This window comes from Rhizobium sp. BK181 (assembly GCF_014193305.1).
Classification (GTDB): Bacteria; Pseudomonadota; Alphaproteobacteria; order Rhizobiales; family Rhizobiaceae; genus Rhizobium.
This window is the reverse complement of record NZ_JACHZA010000008.1, coordinates 118,960-139,862: the sequence shown is the minus strand read 5'-3', so window position 1 is coordinate 139,862 and position 20,903 is coordinate 118,960. Positions and strand designations below refer to the sequence as shown.

Annotated in this window: 15 protein-coding genes and 1 pseudogene; 4 read left to right on the top strand and 12 right to left on the bottom strand. The window is 59.7% G+C overall.

Translation table 11 applies throughout. From position 1 onward, the window contains the following. Positions 1-2 precede the first annotated feature (2 nt). Positions 3-5,315 carry a DUF4082 domain-containing protein gene (locus FHT77_RS19240; RefSeq protein WP_183756508.1) on the bottom strand — a complete coding sequence of 1,771 codons (5,313 nt, stop codon included), beginning with the start codon at positions 5,313-5,315 and terminating at the stop codon, positions 3-5. A 449-nt stretch (positions 5,316-5,764) separates the two neighbouring features. On the opposite strand from FHT77_RS19240, the gene FHT77_RS19235 reads away from it, so the two are divergent. Then, the gene (locus tag FHT77_RS19235; protein WP_210280963.1) at positions 5,765-6,250 is read left to right on the top strand and encodes a hypothetical protein; all 486 of its coding nucleotides are present in this window, start codon (positions 5,765-5,767) and stop codon (positions 6,248-6,250) included. A gap of 285 nt (positions 6,251-6,535) precedes the next feature. Beyond that, positions 6,536-7,551 (top strand): annotated as a pseudogene (locus FHT77_RS19230) (substrate-binding domain-containing protein). Between the two features lie 13 nt (positions 7,552-7,564). Here FHT77_RS19230 and FHT77_RS19225 read toward each other — a convergent pair. After that, positions 7,565-8,149 (bottom strand): A24 family peptidase, encoded by a 585-nt coding sequence (locus FHT77_RS19225; RefSeq protein ID WP_259130829.1) that lies wholly within the window; start codon positions 8,147-8,149, stop codon positions 7,565-7,567. Next, on the bottom strand, positions 8,149-10,182 hold the full coding sequence (gspD, locus tag FHT77_RS19220) for a type II secretion system secretin GspD (protein ID WP_183756506.1): 2,034 nt from the start codon (positions 10,180-10,182) through the stop codon (positions 8,149-8,151). Before gspD ends, FHT77_RS19225 begins: the two co-directional genes overlap by 1 nt. A 301-nt stretch (positions 10,183-10,483) precedes the next feature. On the opposite strand from gspD, the gene FHT77_RS19215 reads away from it, so the two are divergent. Next, positions 10,484-12,178: a GspE/PulE family protein gene (locus FHT77_RS19215; RefSeq protein WP_183756505.1), complete on the top strand. Its 1,695-nt coding sequence runs from the start codon at positions 10,484-10,486 to the stop codon at positions 12,176-12,178. Positions 12,179-12,198: 20 nt separating this feature from the next. Here FHT77_RS19215 and FHT77_RS19210 read toward each other — a convergent pair whose 3' ends face one another. From FHT77_RS19210 to FHT77_RS19170, 9 genes are read right to left on the bottom strand one after another with little or no spacing between them, the layout of a single operon-like run. Beyond that, positions 12,199-12,651, bottom strand: a complete 453-nt coding sequence (locus tag FHT77_RS19210) for a hypothetical protein (protein WP_259186819.1) — start codon at positions 12,649-12,651, stop codon at positions 12,199-12,201. After that, positions 12,648-13,208, bottom strand: a complete 561-nt coding sequence (gene gspM / locus FHT77_RS19205) for a type II secretion system protein GspM (protein ID WP_183756504.1) — start codon at positions 13,206-13,208, stop codon at positions 12,648-12,650. Before gspM ends, FHT77_RS19210 begins: the two co-directional genes overlap by 4 nt. Continuing rightward, positions 13,205-14,254 (bottom strand): PilN domain-containing protein, encoded by a 1,050-nt coding sequence (locus FHT77_RS19200; RefSeq protein WP_183756503.1) that lies wholly within the window; start codon positions 14,252-14,254, stop codon positions 13,205-13,207. Before FHT77_RS19200 ends, gspM begins: the two co-directional genes overlap by 4 nt. Positions 14,255-14,270: 16 nt before the next feature. Further along, positions 14,271-15,143 carry a general secretion pathway protein GspK gene (locus FHT77_RS19195; RefSeq protein WP_183756502.1) on the bottom strand — a complete coding sequence of 291 codons (873 nt, stop codon included), beginning with the start codon at positions 15,141-15,143 and terminating at the stop codon, positions 14,271-14,273. Beyond that, positions 15,133-15,777 carry a hypothetical protein gene (locus FHT77_RS19190; protein WP_183756501.1) on the bottom strand — a complete coding sequence of 215 codons (645 nt, stop codon included), beginning with the start codon at positions 15,775-15,777 and terminating at the stop codon, positions 15,133-15,135. The genes FHT77_RS19195 and FHT77_RS19190 overlap by 11 nt, the downstream gene beginning before the upstream one ends. Further along, positions 15,774-16,184 carry a prepilin-type N-terminal cleavage/methylation domain-containing protein gene (locus FHT77_RS19185; protein ID WP_183756500.1) on the bottom strand — a complete coding sequence of 137 codons (411 nt, stop codon included), beginning with the start codon at positions 16,182-16,184 and terminating at the stop codon, positions 15,774-15,776. The genes FHT77_RS19190 and FHT77_RS19185 overlap by 4 nt, the downstream gene beginning before the upstream one ends. A gap of 8 nt (positions 16,185-16,192) precedes the next feature. After that, a complete protein-coding gene (locus FHT77_RS19180; protein WP_183756499.1) occupies positions 16,193-16,651 on the bottom strand; it encodes a prepilin-type N-terminal cleavage/methylation domain-containing protein in 459 nt (152 codons plus the stop codon). Then, entirely contained in the window at positions 16,626-17,090 is a 465-nt protein-coding gene (gene gspG / locus FHT77_RS19175; protein WP_183756572.1) for a type II secretion system major pseudopilin GspG, read from the bottom strand. The genes FHT77_RS19180 and gspG overlap by 26 nt, the downstream gene beginning before the upstream one ends. A 5-nt stretch (positions 17,091-17,095) precedes the next feature. Continuing rightward, the gene (locus tag FHT77_RS19170) at positions 17,096-18,304 is read right to left on the bottom strand and encodes a type II secretion system F family protein (RefSeq protein ID WP_183756498.1); all 1,209 of its coding nucleotides are present in this window, start codon (positions 18,302-18,304) and stop codon (positions 17,096-17,098) included. A 354-nt stretch (positions 18,305-18,658) separates the two neighbouring features. Here FHT77_RS19170 and FHT77_RS19165 point away from each other — a divergent pair, with 354 nt between their 5' ends. Beyond that, complete coding sequence (locus FHT77_RS19165) at positions 18,659-20,899, top strand: multicopper oxidase family protein (RefSeq protein ID WP_246712759.1); 2,241 nt, start codon at positions 18,659-18,661, stop codon at positions 20,897-20,899. The last annotated feature ends 4 nt before the right edge of the window (positions 20,900-20,903 follow it).

The window sequence follows — 20,903 nt, the reverse complement described above, 5'->3', positions numbered from 1 at the left end:
CGCTACGCTGCGAGCTGCTGCTTGAATGCGACGTCGACGTAATAATTCGTGCTGTTGAATGTGCTTGTCGGGAACAGCCCGCTGGAGCCGTATGCATAGAGACCGTTGCCGCCACTTAGCGCCGAAGACATGGCCTGCAGATTGCCGTTGGTCGTGCTGTTGCTGAAGTAGTTGCCCGTCGCCGAATAATTGCCGTTGGTGCTGTAGGACACGACATAAGTGGTGTTGGCATCGATCGCCACCTGTTGAGCCAGGTTGACCGACTGCCAACCACTTGAGCTCTCGTTGGTGAAGGTCGCGCTTGCAAGAAGAGTACCGCTTGCCGTCCAGAGGTAGCCTGTGTGAGAGCCGGTATTCTCGGCGCTTTTGTAGAAGCGAATACCGGTAATCCAGCCAGCCGCATCTGACTGGAACTTCATGCCGAGATTGACGGGGCTGTTGTCGTTGACCGAGACGATTGCAGGGGTTGTGCCTGCGGCAAAGACGTTCTCTTCGGGGCCTTGGCCGGAGATCGTGAGGGATGCCTGAGCAGTGGCCGTTGCGCCCTTCGCATCGGTGATCGTGTACGAGAAGCTGGCAGCTCCGGTGTATCCGGTTGCCGGCGTGAAGGTGATCATATTCGACTGGCTGTCGAAGGACACCGTTCCGTGCAGCGCGTTGCCGACACCGGTGACGGAAATCGCGTCGCCATCGGGGTCGCTGTCGTTGGCGAGCAATGCCGAGGCGAGGATCGTCAATTGGGTATTTGCAACACCTGAGATCCCGGAGTCGTTGGCAGCGACGGGGGCAGCGTTTTGAGTCGCTGTTTGATAAAGAACGTCGACCCAATAGTTGGTTGAATTGTAGGTTGCGGTTGGAAACAGGCTGCCTGTGCCATAGGCATAAACGCCATTGCCCGTAGAAGATGCGGTCAGAGTGCCGTTTGAGTGGCTGGTCGTGAAATAGTTTGGCGTGGCCGCATAGAAGCCGTTCGAATGATAGCTTGCCACATAGGTAACGCCTGCGGAGATGCTGACAGGTTGTGAGAAGGTTACCGTTTGCCAGCCGCTTGTTGTCTCGTTCGAGAAGGTTGCGGACGCAAGCAAGACGCCGCTGCTGGTCCATAGCGAACCGACGTGCGTACCGGTGTCTTGCGCGCTCTTGTAGTAGCGCAAGCCAGTAATCTCGCCCCTTTCGGAAGTGGTAAACTTGACGCCGAGCTCCACCGATCCTGGGTCATTGCCCGCAACAATGGTGGGCGCGTCGGTCGATGAAAACAGCCCTGTACCCGTTGGCTGTGCGCCAACCGTCAAGTTGACGGTTGCCGAGGCGGTGCCGCCCCGGCCGTCCGCGATCGTGTAAGAGAAATTTGCCGCGCCGACGTATCCTGTTGTCGGAGTGAACACGATCGTATTTGTCACGCTATCGAACGTGACTGTGCCGTTTGCCCCGTTTGCAACGCCCGTGATCGACAACGGGTCGCCATCCGGGTCGTTGTCGTTCGCCAGGAGGGCTGCTGCCGCAATGGATAGTGCCGTGCTCGAGTAGGTGCTGAAGCCGTTATCGTTGGCTGCAACAGGCACCGAATTCACCGTCGATTGATTGAATACGACATCGACCCAGTAATTGGATGCCTGATAGCTGGATGTTGGGAAGGTCGTGCCGGTGCCGTAGGAAAAGACGCCGTTCCCTCCGCTCGCCGTCGCGGAAACGCCGGTGAGGGCTCCGTTGGTATGCGCAGTGTTGAAGTAGCCGACAGTTGCCACATAGGTCCCGGTCGTGTGATACGATGCGACGTAGGTTACCCCGGCCTGGATCTGGATCGGGCTGGAGAACTTTGCGGTTTGCCAACCGCTGAGAGACTCGTTGGTGAAAGTTACAGTCGTCAGGAGCGTGCCGTCAGTGCTCCAGATCGAACCAGTGTGGGTACCCGTATCGCCGGCCGCCTTATAGAAACGAATTCCGGTGATCGAACCGCTGCTCGATGAAGTGAACTTCATGCCCAACTCGACCGCGGATCGGTCGCTAAAGGCTTGTCCGGTCGGACCTTCATTTGGCTGAAACAGCGAAACGCCGGCCGCAACTTCCTCCACGGAAAGGCTCACGCTTCCCTGGTCGGTGCCACCTCGTCCATCTGAGAGGGTGTAGCTGAAGCTTGCCGGACCAACGTAATTGGCGTTCGGTGTAAAGATCACGTTGCCCGTTTGAGTGTCCAGCGCAACCGTTCCGTTGACTGCATTGCCAACCCCGGAAATGGTAAGTACGTCACCATTGGCGTCGGTATCGTTTGCTATCAGAGAGGCGAATGACAGTGTCAGGCTGCCGTTGCGTGCGATGGTGAACCCGCCGTCGTCGGTTGCCACAGGTGCCGTGTTGGGACCGGCGTCAAACACAACATCGACCCAATAATTCGAACCGCCAGGGCTATTGCCCGGGAAAGTACTGCTGGCGCCGTATGCATAAACACCGCCACCATCGACTGCCTTCAGCACGCCATTTGCGTATGTCGAACCGGGACCAAAATAGTTCTCGGTGACAGAATAGTAGCCGTTGCTATGGTAGGAGGCGACGAATGTCGTCCCTGCGGGGATATGAATTGGCGAGGAGAAGGTAACTGTCTGCCAGCCCGAAATGGACTCGCCTGTCGATACGCCTGTGGCGAGCAACGTGCCATTGGCATCCCACAGACTGACCGTATGCTCACCAATGTTATAGAAACCCTTGTAGAAGCGAATTCCTTCAACGAAGCCACCGATGGTTGACTGAAAACGGATCCCGAGTTCGACACCGTCGCGGTCGATCGCAGTCTCGAGCGCTGGCTTTGATGCCAGTGTCCAAAGGCCGGTAGTATCCGGCAGTGTAATTGTAACCTGCTTTCCGGATGATGGCGTCTCCACGTTGACGCTGTCGTCGACGGCACGCGACATGACCGTATAGGTGCCGCTCGCCTGGACGACCCAATTGTAGCTCCAGTTCTCGCGTCCGGATGCCTTGAACCAATGTTGTCCGCCGTCAGTGGATACCTCGATACCGGCGATAATCCCCCCGCCGAAGTCCTGGGCCGTTCCAGCGATCGTGACGTGCTGGCCTTCGACGAAACTCGCACCAATGATTGGCGACGTAATCGTTGATGTTGGCTTGACGTTGTCAGTGGACTGCGTCGCGAGAATAAGGCTGGCATCCAGCGTCGTTGGCTGGATTCCCATATCCGCGAACATGTTGACCATAGCCTGCTGGACGTTCGGGTCTGTCGGCGTTTCCGGTCCTTCATGCTGATCGTTCAATCCCCACGACCAGAATACGGTGCCTGCGCCGAATACCAGCGCTCCGCTTGCGGCTCGATACATCGTCAGGCTATGATTTACGACGGCATCGCCGATGGTAGTGCCATAGTCCCGAAGATAGGTGTTCACTGCCACTGTGGACAGGGACAGGTTGATCAGCCCGTCTGGTCGGAACCCATTTTCGACGTCAGAATCCCATTCGTAGCCGAGCAGGTTCTGAACGAGATTGTACGTTTCTCCGGGCTGTAGGTTGGCAACGTCGGTGTTTCGCCAGAAGCGCAGGTTCGAATAGTCATAGGGGATGGAAATTGTATCAAGCCGGTAGCTGTCGACGGTGAACATGGTTCCGGTCAGCGAATTCTCCGGCTCCTGTCCGGGGTCCGCGTAGCGTGGATCGCGCCACGTGCCGGTACCGACACTGCTCGGATCCGTGCTGGTCCCCCAAGTCTCCTTGTAGCAAACCATGGTCCGGTAGGCTTGGCCGTTGCCATCAATGCTGCTTTCCCACCGCACCTTCCAATAACATTCGTTGCCGCTCCAGAATGCAAGGTTGACGCCGCTATCCCGTGCCGCCTCGACGTTGGCACGTTGTTCGGCAGACCAGTATTCGTCATGCCCGACGGAGAGATAAGCTTGGTGGTTGAGGAGCAGATTGCCATTGCGGGCAGCATCGACGCCCGTCACATACGACACGTCGTATCCGTTCTGCTCCAACCACTGGATCGCCGAATGTTCGACGCCAAAGATGAAGTCATGCGTGCCGCCAACGGGGCTGGTGTTGGTGATGATGGGGCGGTTGTAGCTGATCGCCGATGCGCGGCCGATTGCCGTCAGGCCGCAACTGCAATTGGGAGGCAGGTAGCCGATCATATCAGCCGGGTCGACAGGCACCTGTCCGTAGTAAAGGCTCGCCCCACCCCAGGCATTATAGGCCTGCCAGGTCGTATCCGAGGTCTGGAAGACGATGTCGCTTGTTGAGGCATCGTCGCGCACCACAAACGGGATAATGCTGGCGTCTTCGACGCCATCCTCGCGGACCAGTCTGGCGAAATAAACGCCCGATACTGCGTCCCCTGGGATCTCCCAGCTTGCCGAAACCGACCAGTTGCCGCAATCGATCAGGCCGAGCGACATATCGACGATCGGATGCGGCTGGATCTGAGCCGTCGTCAGGGACTTGTCGATCGAGGCAACCTTGCGCGCGCCGTCGCCGCCGTAATAGCCGAGACGATAAATGTCGATGCGGTAGTGGGTCGAGTCCGTTGCGATCTTGAAGTCAACGGTCTGGCCGATATTGGTACTAATCTCGGTCGCAAAGCCCTGGATGGTACCGCCGCCGTCGCCGTCGATGCCCCATTCGCTGATCGGGTTGCCCTGCTTCATGTTTTCGAGGGCAATCTTGTTCAGCGTCGGAGTAGCCGCTACCGTCTGAGTGACGGCCACCACCGTTGTTGTTGATGCGGTCGCAGCGAGGGTCATCGGCGCTGGCGCGGCGGACGCATCTTGCTCAGTGGTTCCCACGTCAGCCGTTGCCACGCCAGTGGTTCCGACGATTGCAGCCGAAAACGTCATGGCCGGAATACTCGACGTATCGGTCGTGCTTGAGACCGGCAGCGTGACGTCAGAGGCAACCGACAGAGAGGACTCTAGCGAGATCGCGGCAAGTGGTGTGGAAGGATCGGGGGGCAATACGGTACGGGGCTGAGCTGTCGTCTCTGGATCGGTAGCGGAGGAGCTTGCCGTCGATGTTGCATCGGTGGTCAACGTCCGGCTGGCTCCACCGGTGGCGTCGCTTGTGGAGGTAGCACTTGAAGCCGGCGACATTTGCGTCGCGGCTGGATCATTCGTCAAAGGAGACAGAGTGGTTTGCGATCCCGTGAGCGAGTTCACGGAGCCGACAGCGCTGGGATCAGTAATCTGCGGAGCACCGGCTGACGAACCAACAGCTGCGTTCGCGAGAAGAGCACCGCCCGTTGCCACTGCGCTGTAAACCGTCGACGTGCCGCCGAACGCGCTCAGATAGTCACGGTTCTTGATGTTGATCCTCAGCATGAAATCCACCCCCAGTCGCAAATGCAGCAGGTGTCAATCGTGTCATGTTTGCCGCGAAAGTGTACGACAGCAATGAGCGGTACTCGACGTTGCAGACCCTACGCCGATAGGATGATATGGCACTCGCCGACCTGAGCTAGCGAGGAATTGGTCGAGAAAACCGACATGCCTCGATGCTTGCATGTTGCCTCCGCGAAATGATCCGGAAGCACGCTTCAGGCTCGTCTATAGTTCATTTTTCCAGGTTGCTCAGGCGCTGCTACAGATCGAGACTAAGTAACTAAACGCTCATCGCCGCAGCGAGCGAAGGCGATGAAGCGAGCTGCACAATTGGGGGGATCCAGGTGCCGTATCACTTCGATTGGAGGCCGGGAATCGGTGATCCCACGATTGGCGGATGGATTACCGTCGCACTCTACTTTGTTGCATGCGTGAGCTGCCGCAGGACGATGGCAACCGTCCTTTCACCTGGCTCGAGCAAGCAGTTTGACGGCTTCATCTGGCGTGGAATTGCCATCATGCTTTTCTTACTGGGCATAAACAAGCAACTCGACATCCAGTCCGCTTTCACGGAGATTGGCCGAATGATCGCTGCATCAGAAGGGTGGTATGGCGAGCGTCGAGCGGTACAATTCTACTTTATCGTCGGCATTGCCGCCCTTTGGGCGGTTGCGTTGCCAATAGCTGGTTTTTGCCCAAGAAAACTATCGCACCAAACTTGGCTGGCCCTCGCGGGATCGATGCTTGTGGTGGGCTACGTCGTCATTCGAGCAGGATCTTTTTATCATTTCGACCAGTTCATCGGCAGCCACCTATGGGGCCTCAAGTGTAACTGGGTCCTTGAGATGACGGGTATTGTCATCGTGCTGCTCGCGAGCGAATGGCGGCGAGCAGAACTCCATCGTCAGATGCGGCGACAGACGATTCTCCAATAGACGATGCGATGATCAGCGCATTTCGCGGACTTAGCGGGCGCGGCCCAGCATTGATCCGTCTCTGTCAAAAGAGAACGAACGCCGCAAATTCAATCCAAGGGTCTGCGTAAGGCAGAGACCGAGAAATGTCGGGTCCCTAGCACGCTCATGCGCTCGTTCCACAGGATGTTCCCAATATACAAACGCGGGCAAGTGTAGGCGAACCCAACAGCGACTTCGACCAAGACCGTCATAAAAGTTTCATCCGGCACTGCCGGCGGGAGGCTTGCACGCTTTTGCAGCAATATGCAAAATCTTGCAAATGGAGATCGAGCCGTGTCCGCAAAAGTGTTTGTGAGCAGCCAGGAAGTGGCTGAAAAGGCGGGGTCTCACGATCTGCGGTGTCGCGGACATTTACGCCGGGCGCCAGCGTGTCCCAAGAGACGCGCCGGCGCGTGCTCGAAGCAGCCGAGGCGCTTGGGTACCACATCAATGAACTTGCTCGCGGTCTCATGCGAAATGAGAGCGGCATCGTCTGCCTGATCGTCTCCGACGTTGCAACGCCCTACCGTTCTGCCCTTTTTGGAACAGCTTACACTGCTGGTTCAGAACGCTGGCAAGGTCGCGATGCTTGTCAATACGGACCGTGCCGATGGCAGTGTTGATCGTACTCTCAGGCAAGCGATCCGTTATCGCGCGGATGCGTCAATCATTCTCTCCGGCATGCCTGATAAGTCCATTGCCGAGCTTTACCTGCGCAACGGGCAGCGTCTCGTCCTTATCAATCGCGACGATGCGCAGCCCGGCCCGCTGCGGATCAACCTCGATGACTACGAGGACGCCGGACGCGTGGTGACGGCGCTCGTCCGGGCCGGATGTCGAAAGCTCGAATTCGCCAAGTCCAACGCGGGAACACCGAGCCTCATAGCCAGAGAGCGGGGCTTCATCGCTGCGGCAAGGGCCCTTGGAATGGAGGTTTCAGTCGAGCGTCATGGGTGGACGGGCTGCGAAGCGGGCAGGGTCCTGGCTCAGCGAATATTGACGCGCGCAGAGCGCCCGGATGCGGTCTTCTGCGCAACCGACCTCCTGGCTTGCGGTTTCATGGACGCAACGCGTCAATACCGGGCGAGTTATGCATCGCGGGCTTCGACGATATCGAGCAGGCCTCGTGGTCTTCCTACGACCTGACAACCGTTGGCCGTTTTCTACGATCGCTTCAAACGCAGTCGAATGGTTTTCGAGGGCCACAGTCGGAGAATGGGGTGCAGTCGATCAAGCTTCATGCCGAACTGATCTGGCGGGGATCAATCAGGGGGGCATAGCGCCCACGGCCTCTCAGAATAACGGGAGGTTGCTCCACTGTGCCAGGTACCACCCGGCCCAGATGGCAGGTGCCAGAAACGACGCGTAGGGGATGCGAGCCGTTGCGGGCCAATGGCCCTGGTGCCTGCTTTTGGCGAGAACAAAAAGAAGTGCGGCAAGGGTACCGAGAAAGACGACAAGGGCGAATTGCTGCCATCCGACCCATACGCCGGCAGCCGCACCGAGCTTTACGTCGCCAAGCCCAAGTCCCTCGATACCACGCAGCCTCAAGTAAACCTCACGTACCAGAAGCAGTGATCCGCCGGTGAGCGCTGCATCTGCAATGATACCAAGCAATGACCTCTCCACATCGTCACCCAGCGGATCGAGACCGAGCAGGAATGCGCCGACCCCGATCGCTGCCAGCGCGAGATTCAGAAGGTTAGGAACCCTGAAATTGAGCCAGTCCTCGATTGTAACCAAGGTCACCAGGGCGGCAAGCACCGCGCCGAGGGTTGCGCGCGGCAATGGCAGGGTCGTCAATCCGACCACAAGGGCAGCCAGTGCCGCGATCGCCACTGCTGCCAGACGTGTATCGATGGTTTTTGGCCACTGCACTATTTGACCTTGCGCCCGCCCATTCCCCACATTTTCGACTGCAGCTCCTCGGCGACGCTTTGCGCATCGCGACCGTCACGAATGACCATGGGCCTGATCAGGATCAGAAGCTCTGTCCGGGTATTGGCGCGGTTCTTGCTGCCGAACAGATTGCCGACGACCTTCATCCGATTGAGGCCCGGGATGCCGTCCTTTGCGCGCTGTGCCTGTTCGCTGATCAAGCCGCCGAGCAGCACGGTCTGGCCGTCGACGACGGACACGGAACTCGAAATGCTCCGGTTGGAAATCGTCGGCGTCAGGCTGTCCGGCGACGAAGACGAGGAGATCTCCTGTTCGATGCGCATTGCTACGACACCGTTCTCGGCGATGCGTGGGCGGACATTCATGATGATGCCGGTATCGCGATATTGCACCTCGTTGCTGACAGGCGCATCAGCCGCGTCTACAGGGGTAACGGTGCGCGTGATGATCGGGATCTGGTCGCCGACCTGGAAGCGCGCAACTTCGTTTTCCAGCACGACGAGAGACGGGGACGACAGGATCTGAACGTCTGTGACCTTGTCGAGGGCGCTGATGATGATGTCAGGGCTGCTTTCGGAGCCAAGAACGAAATTGAAGCCGGGCACTTCGCGCGCGATATTGTCGGCGAGCACGTTGAAGAGGCCAACCGAACCGTTGTCCGATCCCGCTCCGAGGTGATGGCTCTTGACGAAATACTGGACGCCGAAACGCATGTCGTCGGTCAGGCGCACTTCGGCCATCGTGACGCTGATTGCCACCTGTAACTGCGGCACGTCAATCCGGGTCAGCGCACCGAGCACCCGCTGGCGCATTTCGAGATCGCCGTAGATCACAATGGAATTGTTCGAAGGGTCGGCACGAATGCGCACCGCGTCGGCACCGAGTTCGTTTGATGTCGGTTGACCGAAGCGCGCAGGATCGATCTCGGCCGTGTCGGTTCCGCCGCCGCCGGTTTGGCCGGCACTTGCCTCGGCTGGCTGGGCAGCAGCATCGGCGGTGTCAGCAGACGCTGGAGTTGCCCCTGGTTTTTCTTCGCTTTCCGTGTCGTCGCCAGTCGAGAACAGCTTTTGCAGCAGCTCGGCAATCTTCGTCGCGTCCCGGTATTTCACGCGGTAGACATGCACGCTCTGCCCGAAATCGGGGTTTTCCCGGTCGAGCCGACGAACCCATGTCTGCGCGCGCTCCGTCAGCGTGCGGCTTTGCGACACCGCCAGAATTGCGCGAAGACGCGGCATCGGCATGAACTGGATTGCACCGTTCTCGCTGCCCTTGGCCGCGAATATGCGTTCGAGTTCAGGTATAACAGCCTCGGGCCGGGCATTCTGCAGTGGTAGAATGCCAACCGCCTGATCCTTCATCCAGTCGACATCGAACGCGCCTGCCGTTTCGATCGCGGCCTGGCGGTCAGCACCACTGCCGGCGATGACCAGCAGATTGCGTGTCGTTTCCACACGAATTGCGCCAGGCCTTGCGCCGAAGCCATCGATCAGACGGGCAAGCGTCTGTGCGCCGATATAGCGGACGGGAAGGATGGTGATGCCGAAGCCAGGGCCGCTTCCCCTGACCGTTGTCTGCCCAGCTACGGCCGAACCGGCTTCAACGATCTGGTAGGCGTTGCCACGCTTCACGAGGTCGGCGCCATTCATGTTCAGGAGCGTTTCCAGGATCGACAGCAGTTCGCCCTTTGCGACCGGGCGGGCCGTCGAAAGCGTCACCGAGCCCGAGACCTTCGGATCGATCGTATAGGTCTGGCCAAGCGTGTCGCCGAGGATTGCCTGAACCACTTCACGCAGCTCTGCGCCCTGGAAGTTCAGGTTGACCTCGCCTGCGGCCGGGGTCTGCCCCGTATGGATAGGGTCTACGACCCCATCGCCCGGCGTCACAAATGTAACTGCCTGGAGGGGGCCCGAGCTCGTTGCGTTGTGAGACGCCACCGATCCGTCAGGGCGCGGCGAACGAGCGGACAGGTCTGCATTCGTCACGGAACCGAGGATAGACTTGGGGCTATCCATGGAACCATGATCGGGCAGCACGCATCCGGTGGCCAACACACACCATCCGAACAGCAGGCCTGCACGACCAATTGCACTGCTAGGTCCCATCTCCCCTCAACTGATTCTCTAGCTTCCAGTATCCGAACCTAGCATTTTTCAGGGGGCGCGTTATCGCTAATGGCGACTATGCACATCTTACAGTAGGCAAACCGTAACGGCCTGATATCTTACCCAAAGGTCGGCATGGACTTGTCGTTCAACTTGGCGGACGCTGTTGCAAATCGCAGGAAGGACGCAGCGCAGACGAGGCGATATCTGGATGGCCACTGCAACGACGTTGACGGACTTTGTCCGATATCTGACGACGAACGATAATCTGGTCGGGCCATCCGAGAGGGTGTCGCTTGAGCGGATGCTGAAGGCTCCCCCTTCGAGCTACAGTCAAATCTGGGAGACCGGCGTACTGTCGGGAGATCAGCTCGCCGAGGCAATTGGCGAATTTCACGGGCTCGGTCGCGCCGCCGTCGACCAGATAGAGTTCCGGCCCGAGCTTACCGCCGATCTGTCGCCGCGATTCCTGCGCGCGGCATGGGCGCTTCCGGCACTGGAGAAGGGCCAGCAGATTCTGGTGATCGCCGACCCGACACGCGAGGAGGCGATCGAGGCGGCGGCGGCCGCGCTCGGACAACGCGTGGAAATGAGAGTGGCGACGTTCGAAGAGATGGCGATGCTTTTCGAACGGTTGCTTTCTAAGGATCGGGCAAACGTCCTTTCGCCTGCCGACCAAACGGCAGCGCGCTCGCAGAGTGCGGCCGAAGAGGATCTTGATCGCCTTCATGATCTCGCGAGCGGCGCGCCCATCGTCAGGGCCGTCGACCAATTGCTGGAAACCGCGTTGAACTTGTCGGCAACCGATATCCACATCGAGCCCCAGCCGGATGGCGTGCGGGTGCGAATGCGGGTGGATGGCATGCTGAGGACCATGCAGCCGCTCTCGAACGATATCGCTCGTGGTGTCGTTTCACGCATCAAGATTCTCGCCGGACTCAACATCGCCGAGCACCGGCTGCCGCAGGACGGGCGCGCTCGTATCACCATCAACACGACGCGCGCCGATTTTCGTGTAGCGACGATGCCAACCTTGCATGGCGAGGCGCTTGTTGCCCGAATTCTCGTCAAGGGTGCCGAGGCACTTGATCTTTCCCGACTTGGCATGGCCGCCCGCGATTTTTCTATTCTGCGCACCCAGATCGCCGAGCCGCATGGGCTGATCGTCGTTGCCGGCCCGACGGGGTGCGGCAAGACGACGACGCTGACGGCGGCGCTCTCCAGCCTCAACAGTCCCGAACGCAAGATCATGACCATCGAGGATCCGATCGAGTATCAGATCGCCGGCGTAAGCCAGACGCAGGTGAAGCCATCGATCAATCTGACCTTCGCGAATGCGATGCGCTCCTTCCTGCGCCAGGACCCCGACATCATGATGGTCGGCGAGATGCGTGACAGCGAAACCGCGTCGATCGGCATCCAGGCAGCGCTCACGGGGCATCTAGTGCTTACGACGCTGCACACCAACAGCGCAGCCGATGCGATCATCCGGCTGATGGATCTCGGCGTCGAAACCTTCCTCCTTGCGTCCGCCTTGCGGTGTGTCATCGCACAGCGACTTGTCCGCAGGCTCTGCGAACGCTGCAGGGCGCCTGTGAACGATGGTGCCGGCGCTGAGCATGCCGCCCTTGCGCGTCGCGGCTTCGTCCCGCGCCCTGGGGACAGCTATTTCCGTGCAGTCGGTTGTGCCTATTGTGGGGAAAGCGGTTATCGAGGACGCGTCGGGATATTCGAGGTCCTGCCCGTCGATGCCGAGCTCAGCGGGCTCATGCGCGATGACGTCGATCCCCAGAAAATCCAGACAGCGGCGGTGCGTGCCGGCATGACCACGATGCTCGACGATGGCTTTGCGAAATACCGAAAGGGCATCACGTCGATCGAGGAGGTTCTGCGCGTTACGATCTGAGCGTTAAGATCTGACGGGCGCTATTGGGTCGGGGCAAACATCCGATAGTCCTGGCGCTGGCCGTTCTGTTCGAGCTTGATCGTACGGTTGTCGACGATGGAGACGACCCAGTTCTGAAGCCTGTCGCCGTCCTTCAGGCGATGGATCTGGCCGCTCGCGGGGTCCTGCAGGAGTGCCTGGCGGTTGCCGCTGATCGAAATGATCCCCACGAGCTTTATCTCAGGTGCAGATGGCGACGTTTCGGAGACACTGGCAATGACTGGCGCAACGTCTACGACCGGCTCATCAGCGACCGGGGGCTGCCTTGAGGGTGAAAACAGCGGGTGAAGCCGGGTCGCTTCGAGCTTATCAAGGGTCACGCCACTCAGCCACGGCGTCGCTGGAGCGCTGGGCTCCGATTGGGACAGAGCCGCGCCCGCCATCGCCACCAGGGCGACGCCCGTCACAATTCCAGATCTTTTCAAGCCGGTCACAGCTTGCTCCTTCGCCAGTAGCCCTCGACCGAGGCTGAAACGCGCAGTACAGGCGGCTCCCTGCTGCTGACGCTTGTTTCCGCGCTCTCGATCGTGATCGATTTGAAGAGCAGGGCTGTCGGGTTGCTTTCCGTCGCAAAGAGAATTTGCTGCAGCGGCTCCGTGGTCGTCTCAAACAGAACGCGCATTTCGACGGCGCCGTCGTCGGGTGCATCCTCTCCGGGGTCGACGAATTCAAACTGAGCGATCTTTGCTCCGGTCTCGCCGATCACATCGGTCATCAGGCGTTGCAATTCGGCGGCTGCGACAGCCGGCGTGTCGCCTGGCAGGTAGATCGCGGCACCATCGCCGTCTTTGTCATCCGTGTTGCCTTCGAGCGCCGCGAGCCTGGTTTTGAGTGCCTCCAGGGACAGCCGCTGCTCGGCATTTTCCTGCGACAGCCCACGTGCTTCCATCACGCTCCATGCCGCTATCGCCCCAGGAACGAAAAACAGGCCAGCGAGCACAGCAATCGTTGCCATTCTGACGTTTCTCGCGGCGCCCTGCTTCCGGTTCATTGTGTTTTGGCTCCTGCAAGATGGGCCAGGATTTCGAACCGCTCTTTGCCGTTGTCGCCATCGCGGACGACCGGCGCGGAGAAATTTGCGGCTTCGAGCATCTCTGAGTCTTCGATGATACTGATCAGCCGCGCGGCATTGGCGGAAAATCCTGCAATACGCACATTTCGATCTGCAACATCAAGCGTGGTGAGATAGGTCGTATCGGGGATGATCTTCGAGAGTTCATCGATCAGGACAACCATGGAGGCGGCATCCCATTTGCGCGCCAGTTTCGCGCTGGAACTGTCGGCCTGTTCCGCCTTCTGACGCGCCTTGTCAATCGTGCCGCGAAGGCTGGCGAGGGAGGCTTCTATCTGCTTTTTCTCCTGCGTTGCCTGTTGGAGCTGAAAGCCGCCAACTGACAGCATGGCTGCCCCAATTGCCGCGAGGACGCAAAGGGACGCGAGAGCGATGCGCGTACGTCTCGCCGTAAGTGCCGCTTTCGCGCCCGGTAACAGATTGATCCTACTCGACTTCGCGAGTGGATCGGTCGCAAGTCCGACGACGACGGGCTTGATGCCGACAGCCTCGAGGGGATCGATCGCCGACCGCATCGCAGCGAGCGAGACCGCGACGACGCGAACATCTAGCTGATCGGCGGTGTCGGTCGCTTCGCCGTCCTCAAGATCGTAGTCGAACGTCATCTTGTCCGCGGGCCATGGAAGAAGCTGTTCGAGCTGATGGCGGATGATCGCATCGACATGGTGTCTGCTTGCCGCCGGGAGTTTGAGCGATCGCACGACCGAACGATCCGCGCCAAGCCGCATTTCGACTGGCTGTGTTCCGACGACGCTGCTAAGCCAGCCGAGCTCATCACGGGGTCCCTCGGCCTTGTGGATCGGCCCCGCCCTGGAGACGCGGTAGCAAACGAGCCTCGCCGGCTCCTCGACAACGAGAAATGTTCCACGGTTCCTGCGGGGGATGTTCGCTGCGGCCTGCCAGGAAACCATCTCGCCGAGCAAGGCTGAAAAGCTTCGTTTGATCGATGTGGTTATCCCGGTCATTCGATACATCTCGCCATCAACGTCCCCCCGATCCGGTAAATGTCCAGGCATAGACGACATAGCCTTTGGGGGTGTCGGTTGCGTCGGCGACGACCATCTCGGCGGTTCCGACCCGGCCGCTTTTGCTGTGGGCAACGAGGTTCACGCGAAAGACGGTCGGCCTCTCCACCGTGAGGAAGCCTTCATATCTCTTTACCAGGGCACGCCGCTCGTCGCTGTCTTCGTCGTTACGCAACGCTGCAATGGTCGTGGCGTCCGCCTCGCTCATACCCGGGATCGCAAGCAGCGCCTTCCGGGAGGCCGCTCCCGGATCAAGCATGCCAGTCCGGTTGTGCACCGTGAGAAACGACTCGAGTTTCATGTAGTCATTCTCGCTCAGTCCCTTGAGAAAGCGCAACTCGCCAACCGACTGGAATTTTGCGTTCATGGGCAGGCCGCGCGCTCCGTTTCCCCTGTAGTCGGAGCGCTCGGCGCCTTCGGGTGTCCGCTCGTCGTCTCCGTCGCGCCAGTCAACCACCCGTGCCGCAAACGCGTCGGGGGAAAGCGACTGGCCATCGACTGCCTTGAATAGCCCTTTCAGCAGTTCGGGCGGAGAGGCATTGAGATCGAGCCGTCCTGCTTCTGCGGCAACCTGCAGGGTGACACTTCCGGTCGAAAGCGTGATGATGCGGCCGTCGACGAATGCAGCGTCTCTGTCTGAGGTAAAAAGAAGGTAGGCGGACGCCGTGGCGCCGCTGTCGAGCAGGTTCTCGGTCACGAGATCGTCCACGCCCAGACGCGTGAGAACCAGGGTCGGCTGCGCCGACAGCACCAACGTCGATACGATTCCTGCCAGCAAGCCGCATACGACAAGGGTTGCCAGCGTGACATATCCGCCATCACGTCGCATCTGGACCTCCCTCGCAGCTCGCGCCTTCCGGGCATAGCCGTGGCGGATCGACATGGGGGGAAACCACCAGCGTCAAAGGTGCGCGCCGCGAATCCGACTTGCTCCATATCTGCAGGCGAATGACATCGGGAAGCGTCGGGCGATCGGACCAGGAATTGCTCCACACGAAGCCTTTCCGGGTGTTTTCAGCAAACGAGAAGCGATAGTCCCATGCTCCCTGCAGCAGTGCTGTCGGCGGAGCGGCGCTCACCTTTTCAAAACTGGTTGCCGAGGGAAATCGCGCGAGGGCAGACCGGACGAGAGCGCCAGATCTGACTGAAATCCAGACCAGTTGATCGGATGCGGAGCCGGTCGCGAGACCGACTGCAGTTTCACTGCCATAAAACAGGAGGGGCGCGCCTGCCTGCTCGCTGGTCTTGATGGCAGCAACCTCTGACAGGTCGCGCCTGAGGGCAGTGAGCCCTGTGGCAAGACGCTCGATGTTTCCGGCGTCGCGACTGGCCGCTGCAGAAGACCGGGTCACGAGATAGGCCGACAACAGCAGCGCCTGAAAGACGAGCGCGCTGAGCAGGAGGACAACCAGGGCCTCCAGCATGGCAAAACCACCCTCTGAACTCTTGCGCTCCTTCCTCATTCAGCCACTCCGACCAACAGTCGATCGACCGCCAACCGTCGCGAAGACGATACGTCGACGGAAAGCCTCGCCTCGAGCAGTGTCTGTCCCTCCGGCCCCCGCCCATCGGCCTCGGGAGATCGTGTGATGACGGCACGCCACCTGCGTCCGTGGCTCACGCCAGCAAACGTGCCGGGACGAACGATCTTTCCCTGCAGTTCCTCGGCGAGGACTTCCTCGGCGACCAGCCGTGCTTCGAGCCAGGCATGCGATTGAACGACGGAGGCGCGCGCCGAGACCAGGCTTCTCGGGACCACGTATAGAACAGCTGCGAGGATGGCGACGGCCACCAGAACCTCAAGCAGCGTAAATCCTTGATCGCGCCGGTCGTGTGCATTCGGGGCACTCTTAGTGGGGGCCGCACACATGCCGGGCCTCATTCGAGTGCTGACAGCGCAATGCCTGACGTCAGCGAGTTCACCGAGATGCGGAAGGTCGCGCTCGGTCCCGAGATATCGAAGGTCCCGCCGGAGGAGCGGCCATTGGCCTGAAAGGATACCATGCGACCGTGCGCGGCGCGCTCCACCCGGATCGCAGATCCTTCCCGCAGCATGACCCGTCTTGCGGAGGAACCGGACAGGACCGTGCCGCGACGCGTGTCGATGGTCGATACGACGGTGCGGCCTTCCGCCATCGCGATGTTCCGGTCCTGTCGCAGGAGTGCCGCGATCTCCGCTGCCTGAACCTTCAGGCTCATCGCCTGCCCGGCGTTGATCATGTAGGGCAGTGCCATCGCCGCCACGAAGGCAATGATTGCGAGTGCTGCCAGAAGTTCCAGCAGCGCAAAACCGCCATCACTCGAAGAATGACTACTGGATCGCGATGTCTGCGGCATTGTCGGCCCCCCCTTCAACGCCATCGGCACCAAAGGAAATGATCTGGGGTCGCCCCTTGTCACCAATGCGGTATTGATATTCGTGGCCCCAAGGATCCAGCGGAACCGAGGCCTGCTGGATATAAGGGCCCTTCCAGCGCTTGATCGCCGAGCCGCTGACCAGCGCGGTTAGGCCCTCTCGTTCTGTGGGGTAGCGCGAGGTGTCGAGGTAGAAGAGATCGAAAGCCGAGGTCAGGGCTTCGATTTGCAGCCGTGCGGCACGCACACGAGCCTCCGAGAGGTAACCAAGAACGCGCGGAGCAGCAATGCCAGCAACCAGGCTGAGGATCACGAGCACGACCAGCAATTCCAGCAGGGTGAAGCCTCCGTCGCCCCTTACCGTGCGGCGCCGGGGAGATTTGCGGGTGGTCGGTAGTGGGTGTTGCAGCGGCTTTTTCATGGCGGTCACATCAGTAGATCGTTCAGGCTGAGCAAAGCCGTGATGACCGAAACGATGATCCAGGCGATCAGGGCACTGACAGTCAGCAGAACCAGCGGGCCGATGATCGCTGTGGCACGGGCAATCGAGCGGTCGAGCCGGGTCTCGTAGTAGGTTGCAACACGCAGCGCGGCCTTGCCGGTGTCTCCGGTGGTTTCTCCGACCCGAAGCATCTGCAGGCCGTAGGGCGGAAGGAAGGAAACGCGGGAAAGGGCATCGGTGAGCTGACTGCCGTCTCTGACCCTTGCCAGAACTTCGGCCACGACCTCTGCGGAGTGCTCGTCACGCATCAAGCCGCGTATAAGGCGAAGGGATGTCGGCAGATCGACGCCACTCTTGTTCAGCATGGCAAATGTCGAACAGAAGACGACGGCGCGCTCCTGCATCAGCAGCGTATCGAAGCCTGGGAGATAACCGAGCAGGGAGAGGAGGATCGACTTTGCCGTCTTGCTGCGGGTGATGACGAGGGCAAGGCAGAGCGCACCGACACCGATGGCCGATATCAGCGTGCTGTTGGCCGCGACCGCGCGCGACAGGGTAAAGACGATCGAGGTCGATGCCTTCGCGTCCGCGCCCATGCCGACCAGCGCGTTGTCGAATTCGGGAATGACGACGGTCAGAACGAAAAACAGGACGCCCACGGCTGCAAGGACCAGAAATGCAGGATAGGCGAGTGCCGAGGTCAGGCGGCGTCTGAGTTCCCGACCCCGCCGCCGCTCCTGGGCAATCACCTGCAGCGTGACGTCAAGGTTGCCGGCAACCTCGGCGACCTCGACCATCTTGATATAGGTCGGTGGAAATGCCGCCGGATAGGCCTCGATCGCTTCGGCGAAGCTGTGTCCCTTTGAAACCACGTCCAGAAGCGAACGCGTCATGTTGCCGAGCGCATGCCGCTTTGTCGATTGATGGATGATCTGTAACGCCCGGTCCAGGGCAACACTTGCAGAAAGGAGGGCAGCGAGATCTTCCGTGAAAGCTGTTACATCGTCGTAGGACGGAGTCGACTGGAACGACAGGCCCAGTCCTGCGCCTGTTTTCTTCACTTCCTCTATATCAATTGGAAACAGGGACCGACGCTCAAGCTCCGCGGCCATCAGCGCGCTGGAGTTTGCCTGCAGAATACCCTCGAGCATGTGCCCCGAGAGATCGATCGCCCGGTACCTGAAGTTTGGCATTTTCGTACATCGCCCCTGATGCGTCGAAAATTCATACAGTATCGATCGAGTTCATATCTGGAAATAAGTACAGGGTAATTATACGAAATTCGGGAAAACATTCAACCGTCCCACTATTTAGAAAATATAAATTCGACGGTTTGTTTCTGAAAAAATCTGAATATTTTAAAAATACTACGATCCTGTTTGTTTTCACAAGTTTTAGGGTGTATTGTAGGGCCACCGTCACGCATTGATGGAACTCGTTACATTTGATTGGGGGCTGGTCGAATGTATATCTCTAAAAACGCGTCAAGAATCCGTCAACGAGAAGCACAACTTGCTCGAGATAATCGGGCAGAGATAGTTTGGGCATTGAACCAGGGGCAGGTCACCCGTCGAGAATTACTCAAATGGGGGATCTTTACGGCAAGCGGATATCTCGCCTGCAAGAACGGGCTAAGCCCGTTTGCAACGAGCGCCTATGCGTCGGTTCCGACAGGAACACCGCGAACACCGCTGTTCGGCATCCAGAAATTTTCTCAGCCGATGCATCGGCTGAACCATCTGAAACCGTTGCCGATCACACGGACGGCTGAGGGCCATGCGGCCTTTCCGGCCGGCCTTGGCGAACGGCCGGCCAAGCGGCTTTCCTATCACACGGATTTTTCCGCTGACCCCGCGAATGGGGCGTTTATCAATCCGCTGACGCATCACGGGCCGATCGAGGGGCGTCCGCCCGGCGAAGTGTTCGCGCACCAGCGATGGGACGAGTTCTTCCCCAAGGTCGGCTACATCATGCGGCTTGGCCAGATTTCGCAAACGGGCGGCCACAGCTATTTCCACGACCATTTCCCGGTACAGGAGCCGAACAGCTGCTGGACCTATGCGTCGGGTCGCGCTGGCGAATGCGGCTTGCCGCCATTCCTGATCAAGGGGCGCTATGGCGAGCCGATCATCACGCGCATCTACAATGACCTGCCGACCGACCGGAAGGCAAACAACGGCTTCGGGCGCAATGAAACCCAGTTGCATTTCCATAACGCTCATAACGGTGCGGAAAGCGACGGAGCCGCGAATGTGCATCACTTCCCCGGTACGTTCTACGACTACCGCTGGAGTACGGCGCTGGCGCGGCGCGACAAGATCAATACCCAGGCCGGCGACCCGCGTGCTTCCGGTCCCGACGACAATATCGGCCTCGTAAATGTGGCTGGTGATTTCCGCGAACTGCAGGGAACGATGTGGGCGCACGACCACCGCTTCTTCTTCACGGCGGAAAACGTCTACAAGGGCAACCTTGGCGCCATCAATTACTACAGCGGCCCGGACCGGGGCAATGAAGAGCTGAATGACGGCGTCAATCTGCGCCTGCCAAGCGGCAAGCTTCTCGGATGGGGTAACACCGACTTCGACGTCAATCTGATCTTCTCGGACTGCGCCTGCGACGCCGGCGGTCAGCTCTACTTCGACATCTTCGACACCGACGGCATGCTGGGCGACGTCCCGCTCGTCAACTTCGGGTTCGCACCCTTCTTCGAGGTGCTGCCACGCAAGTACAGATTCCGCGTCCTGAACGCGTGCATGTCACGCTTCCTGAAGCTCGGACTGGCCGATGCCAGGGGTAATCCGGTTCCCATCAAGTTCATTGCCAACGACGGCAACCTCGTTGTCACACCGTTGACGATTCCGGCTCTGCCAGTGCAGGGGATCGCCGAACGCTACGACTTCGTTGTTGATTTCTCTGGCTTCAAGATCGGCGATCGCATCAAGGTCGTCAATCATCTGCGCCATGAAGATGGGCGACGCCCCAAGGAAGAGCTTAGTCTCGCAAAGGCGTTACAGGGTACGCCGGACGATCCGGTCGTCGGGCCGATGCTGGAGTTCCGCATCGTCGGGGCTGTTGAAAGCGTCGATGTCCCGGGCGTCATTCTTCGCGCCACCGATCCCGACAAGAGCCAGGTTCCAGCAACGCTCACGGAACAAATTCCGATCGTGACGCCGGTGCGCACGCGCATGGTCGAATTCGGCAGGGCGGGAACCGGGGACTCGCGTGGGCCGAATGGCTGCACGCCGGATTGCGGTGAGACCGTGACCTTCCCATGGACCATTCGCATCAACGGCGAGACGGCGCATTCGATGAACGCCAACCGGATTTCCCTGCTCATTCCCAAGGCCGGGGAAGTGGAGCACTGGACCTACAAGAACGGCGGCGGCGGCTGGGATCATCCCATTCACCTGCATTTCGAGGAAGGCATCACCATGCTGCGGAATGGCCAGGCTCCGCCACCGACCGAGAACCTGCAGCGGAAGGACGTCTGGCGGCTTGGAGAAAGCGGCAGCGTGACGTTCCAGATCCAGTTCGGCGAGTTTGGTGGGTCCTACGTGAACCATTGCCACAACACGGTGCACGAAGACTTCGCGATGCTGGCGCGCATTCAGTTGCTGACTGGCGTTGCGGGGACGCCGCAGGCAGCGGTGACGCCAACGCCCAATCCGACCGAGTATGGCGTCTTCTTCACCACGCCGGAAATATTGCCTGAAGGTGCGCCAAAGGGGTGGACGAATACCCAGCCGCAGATGCAGGCCCAGCTGAACACCAATCCCCAACCATGACGGC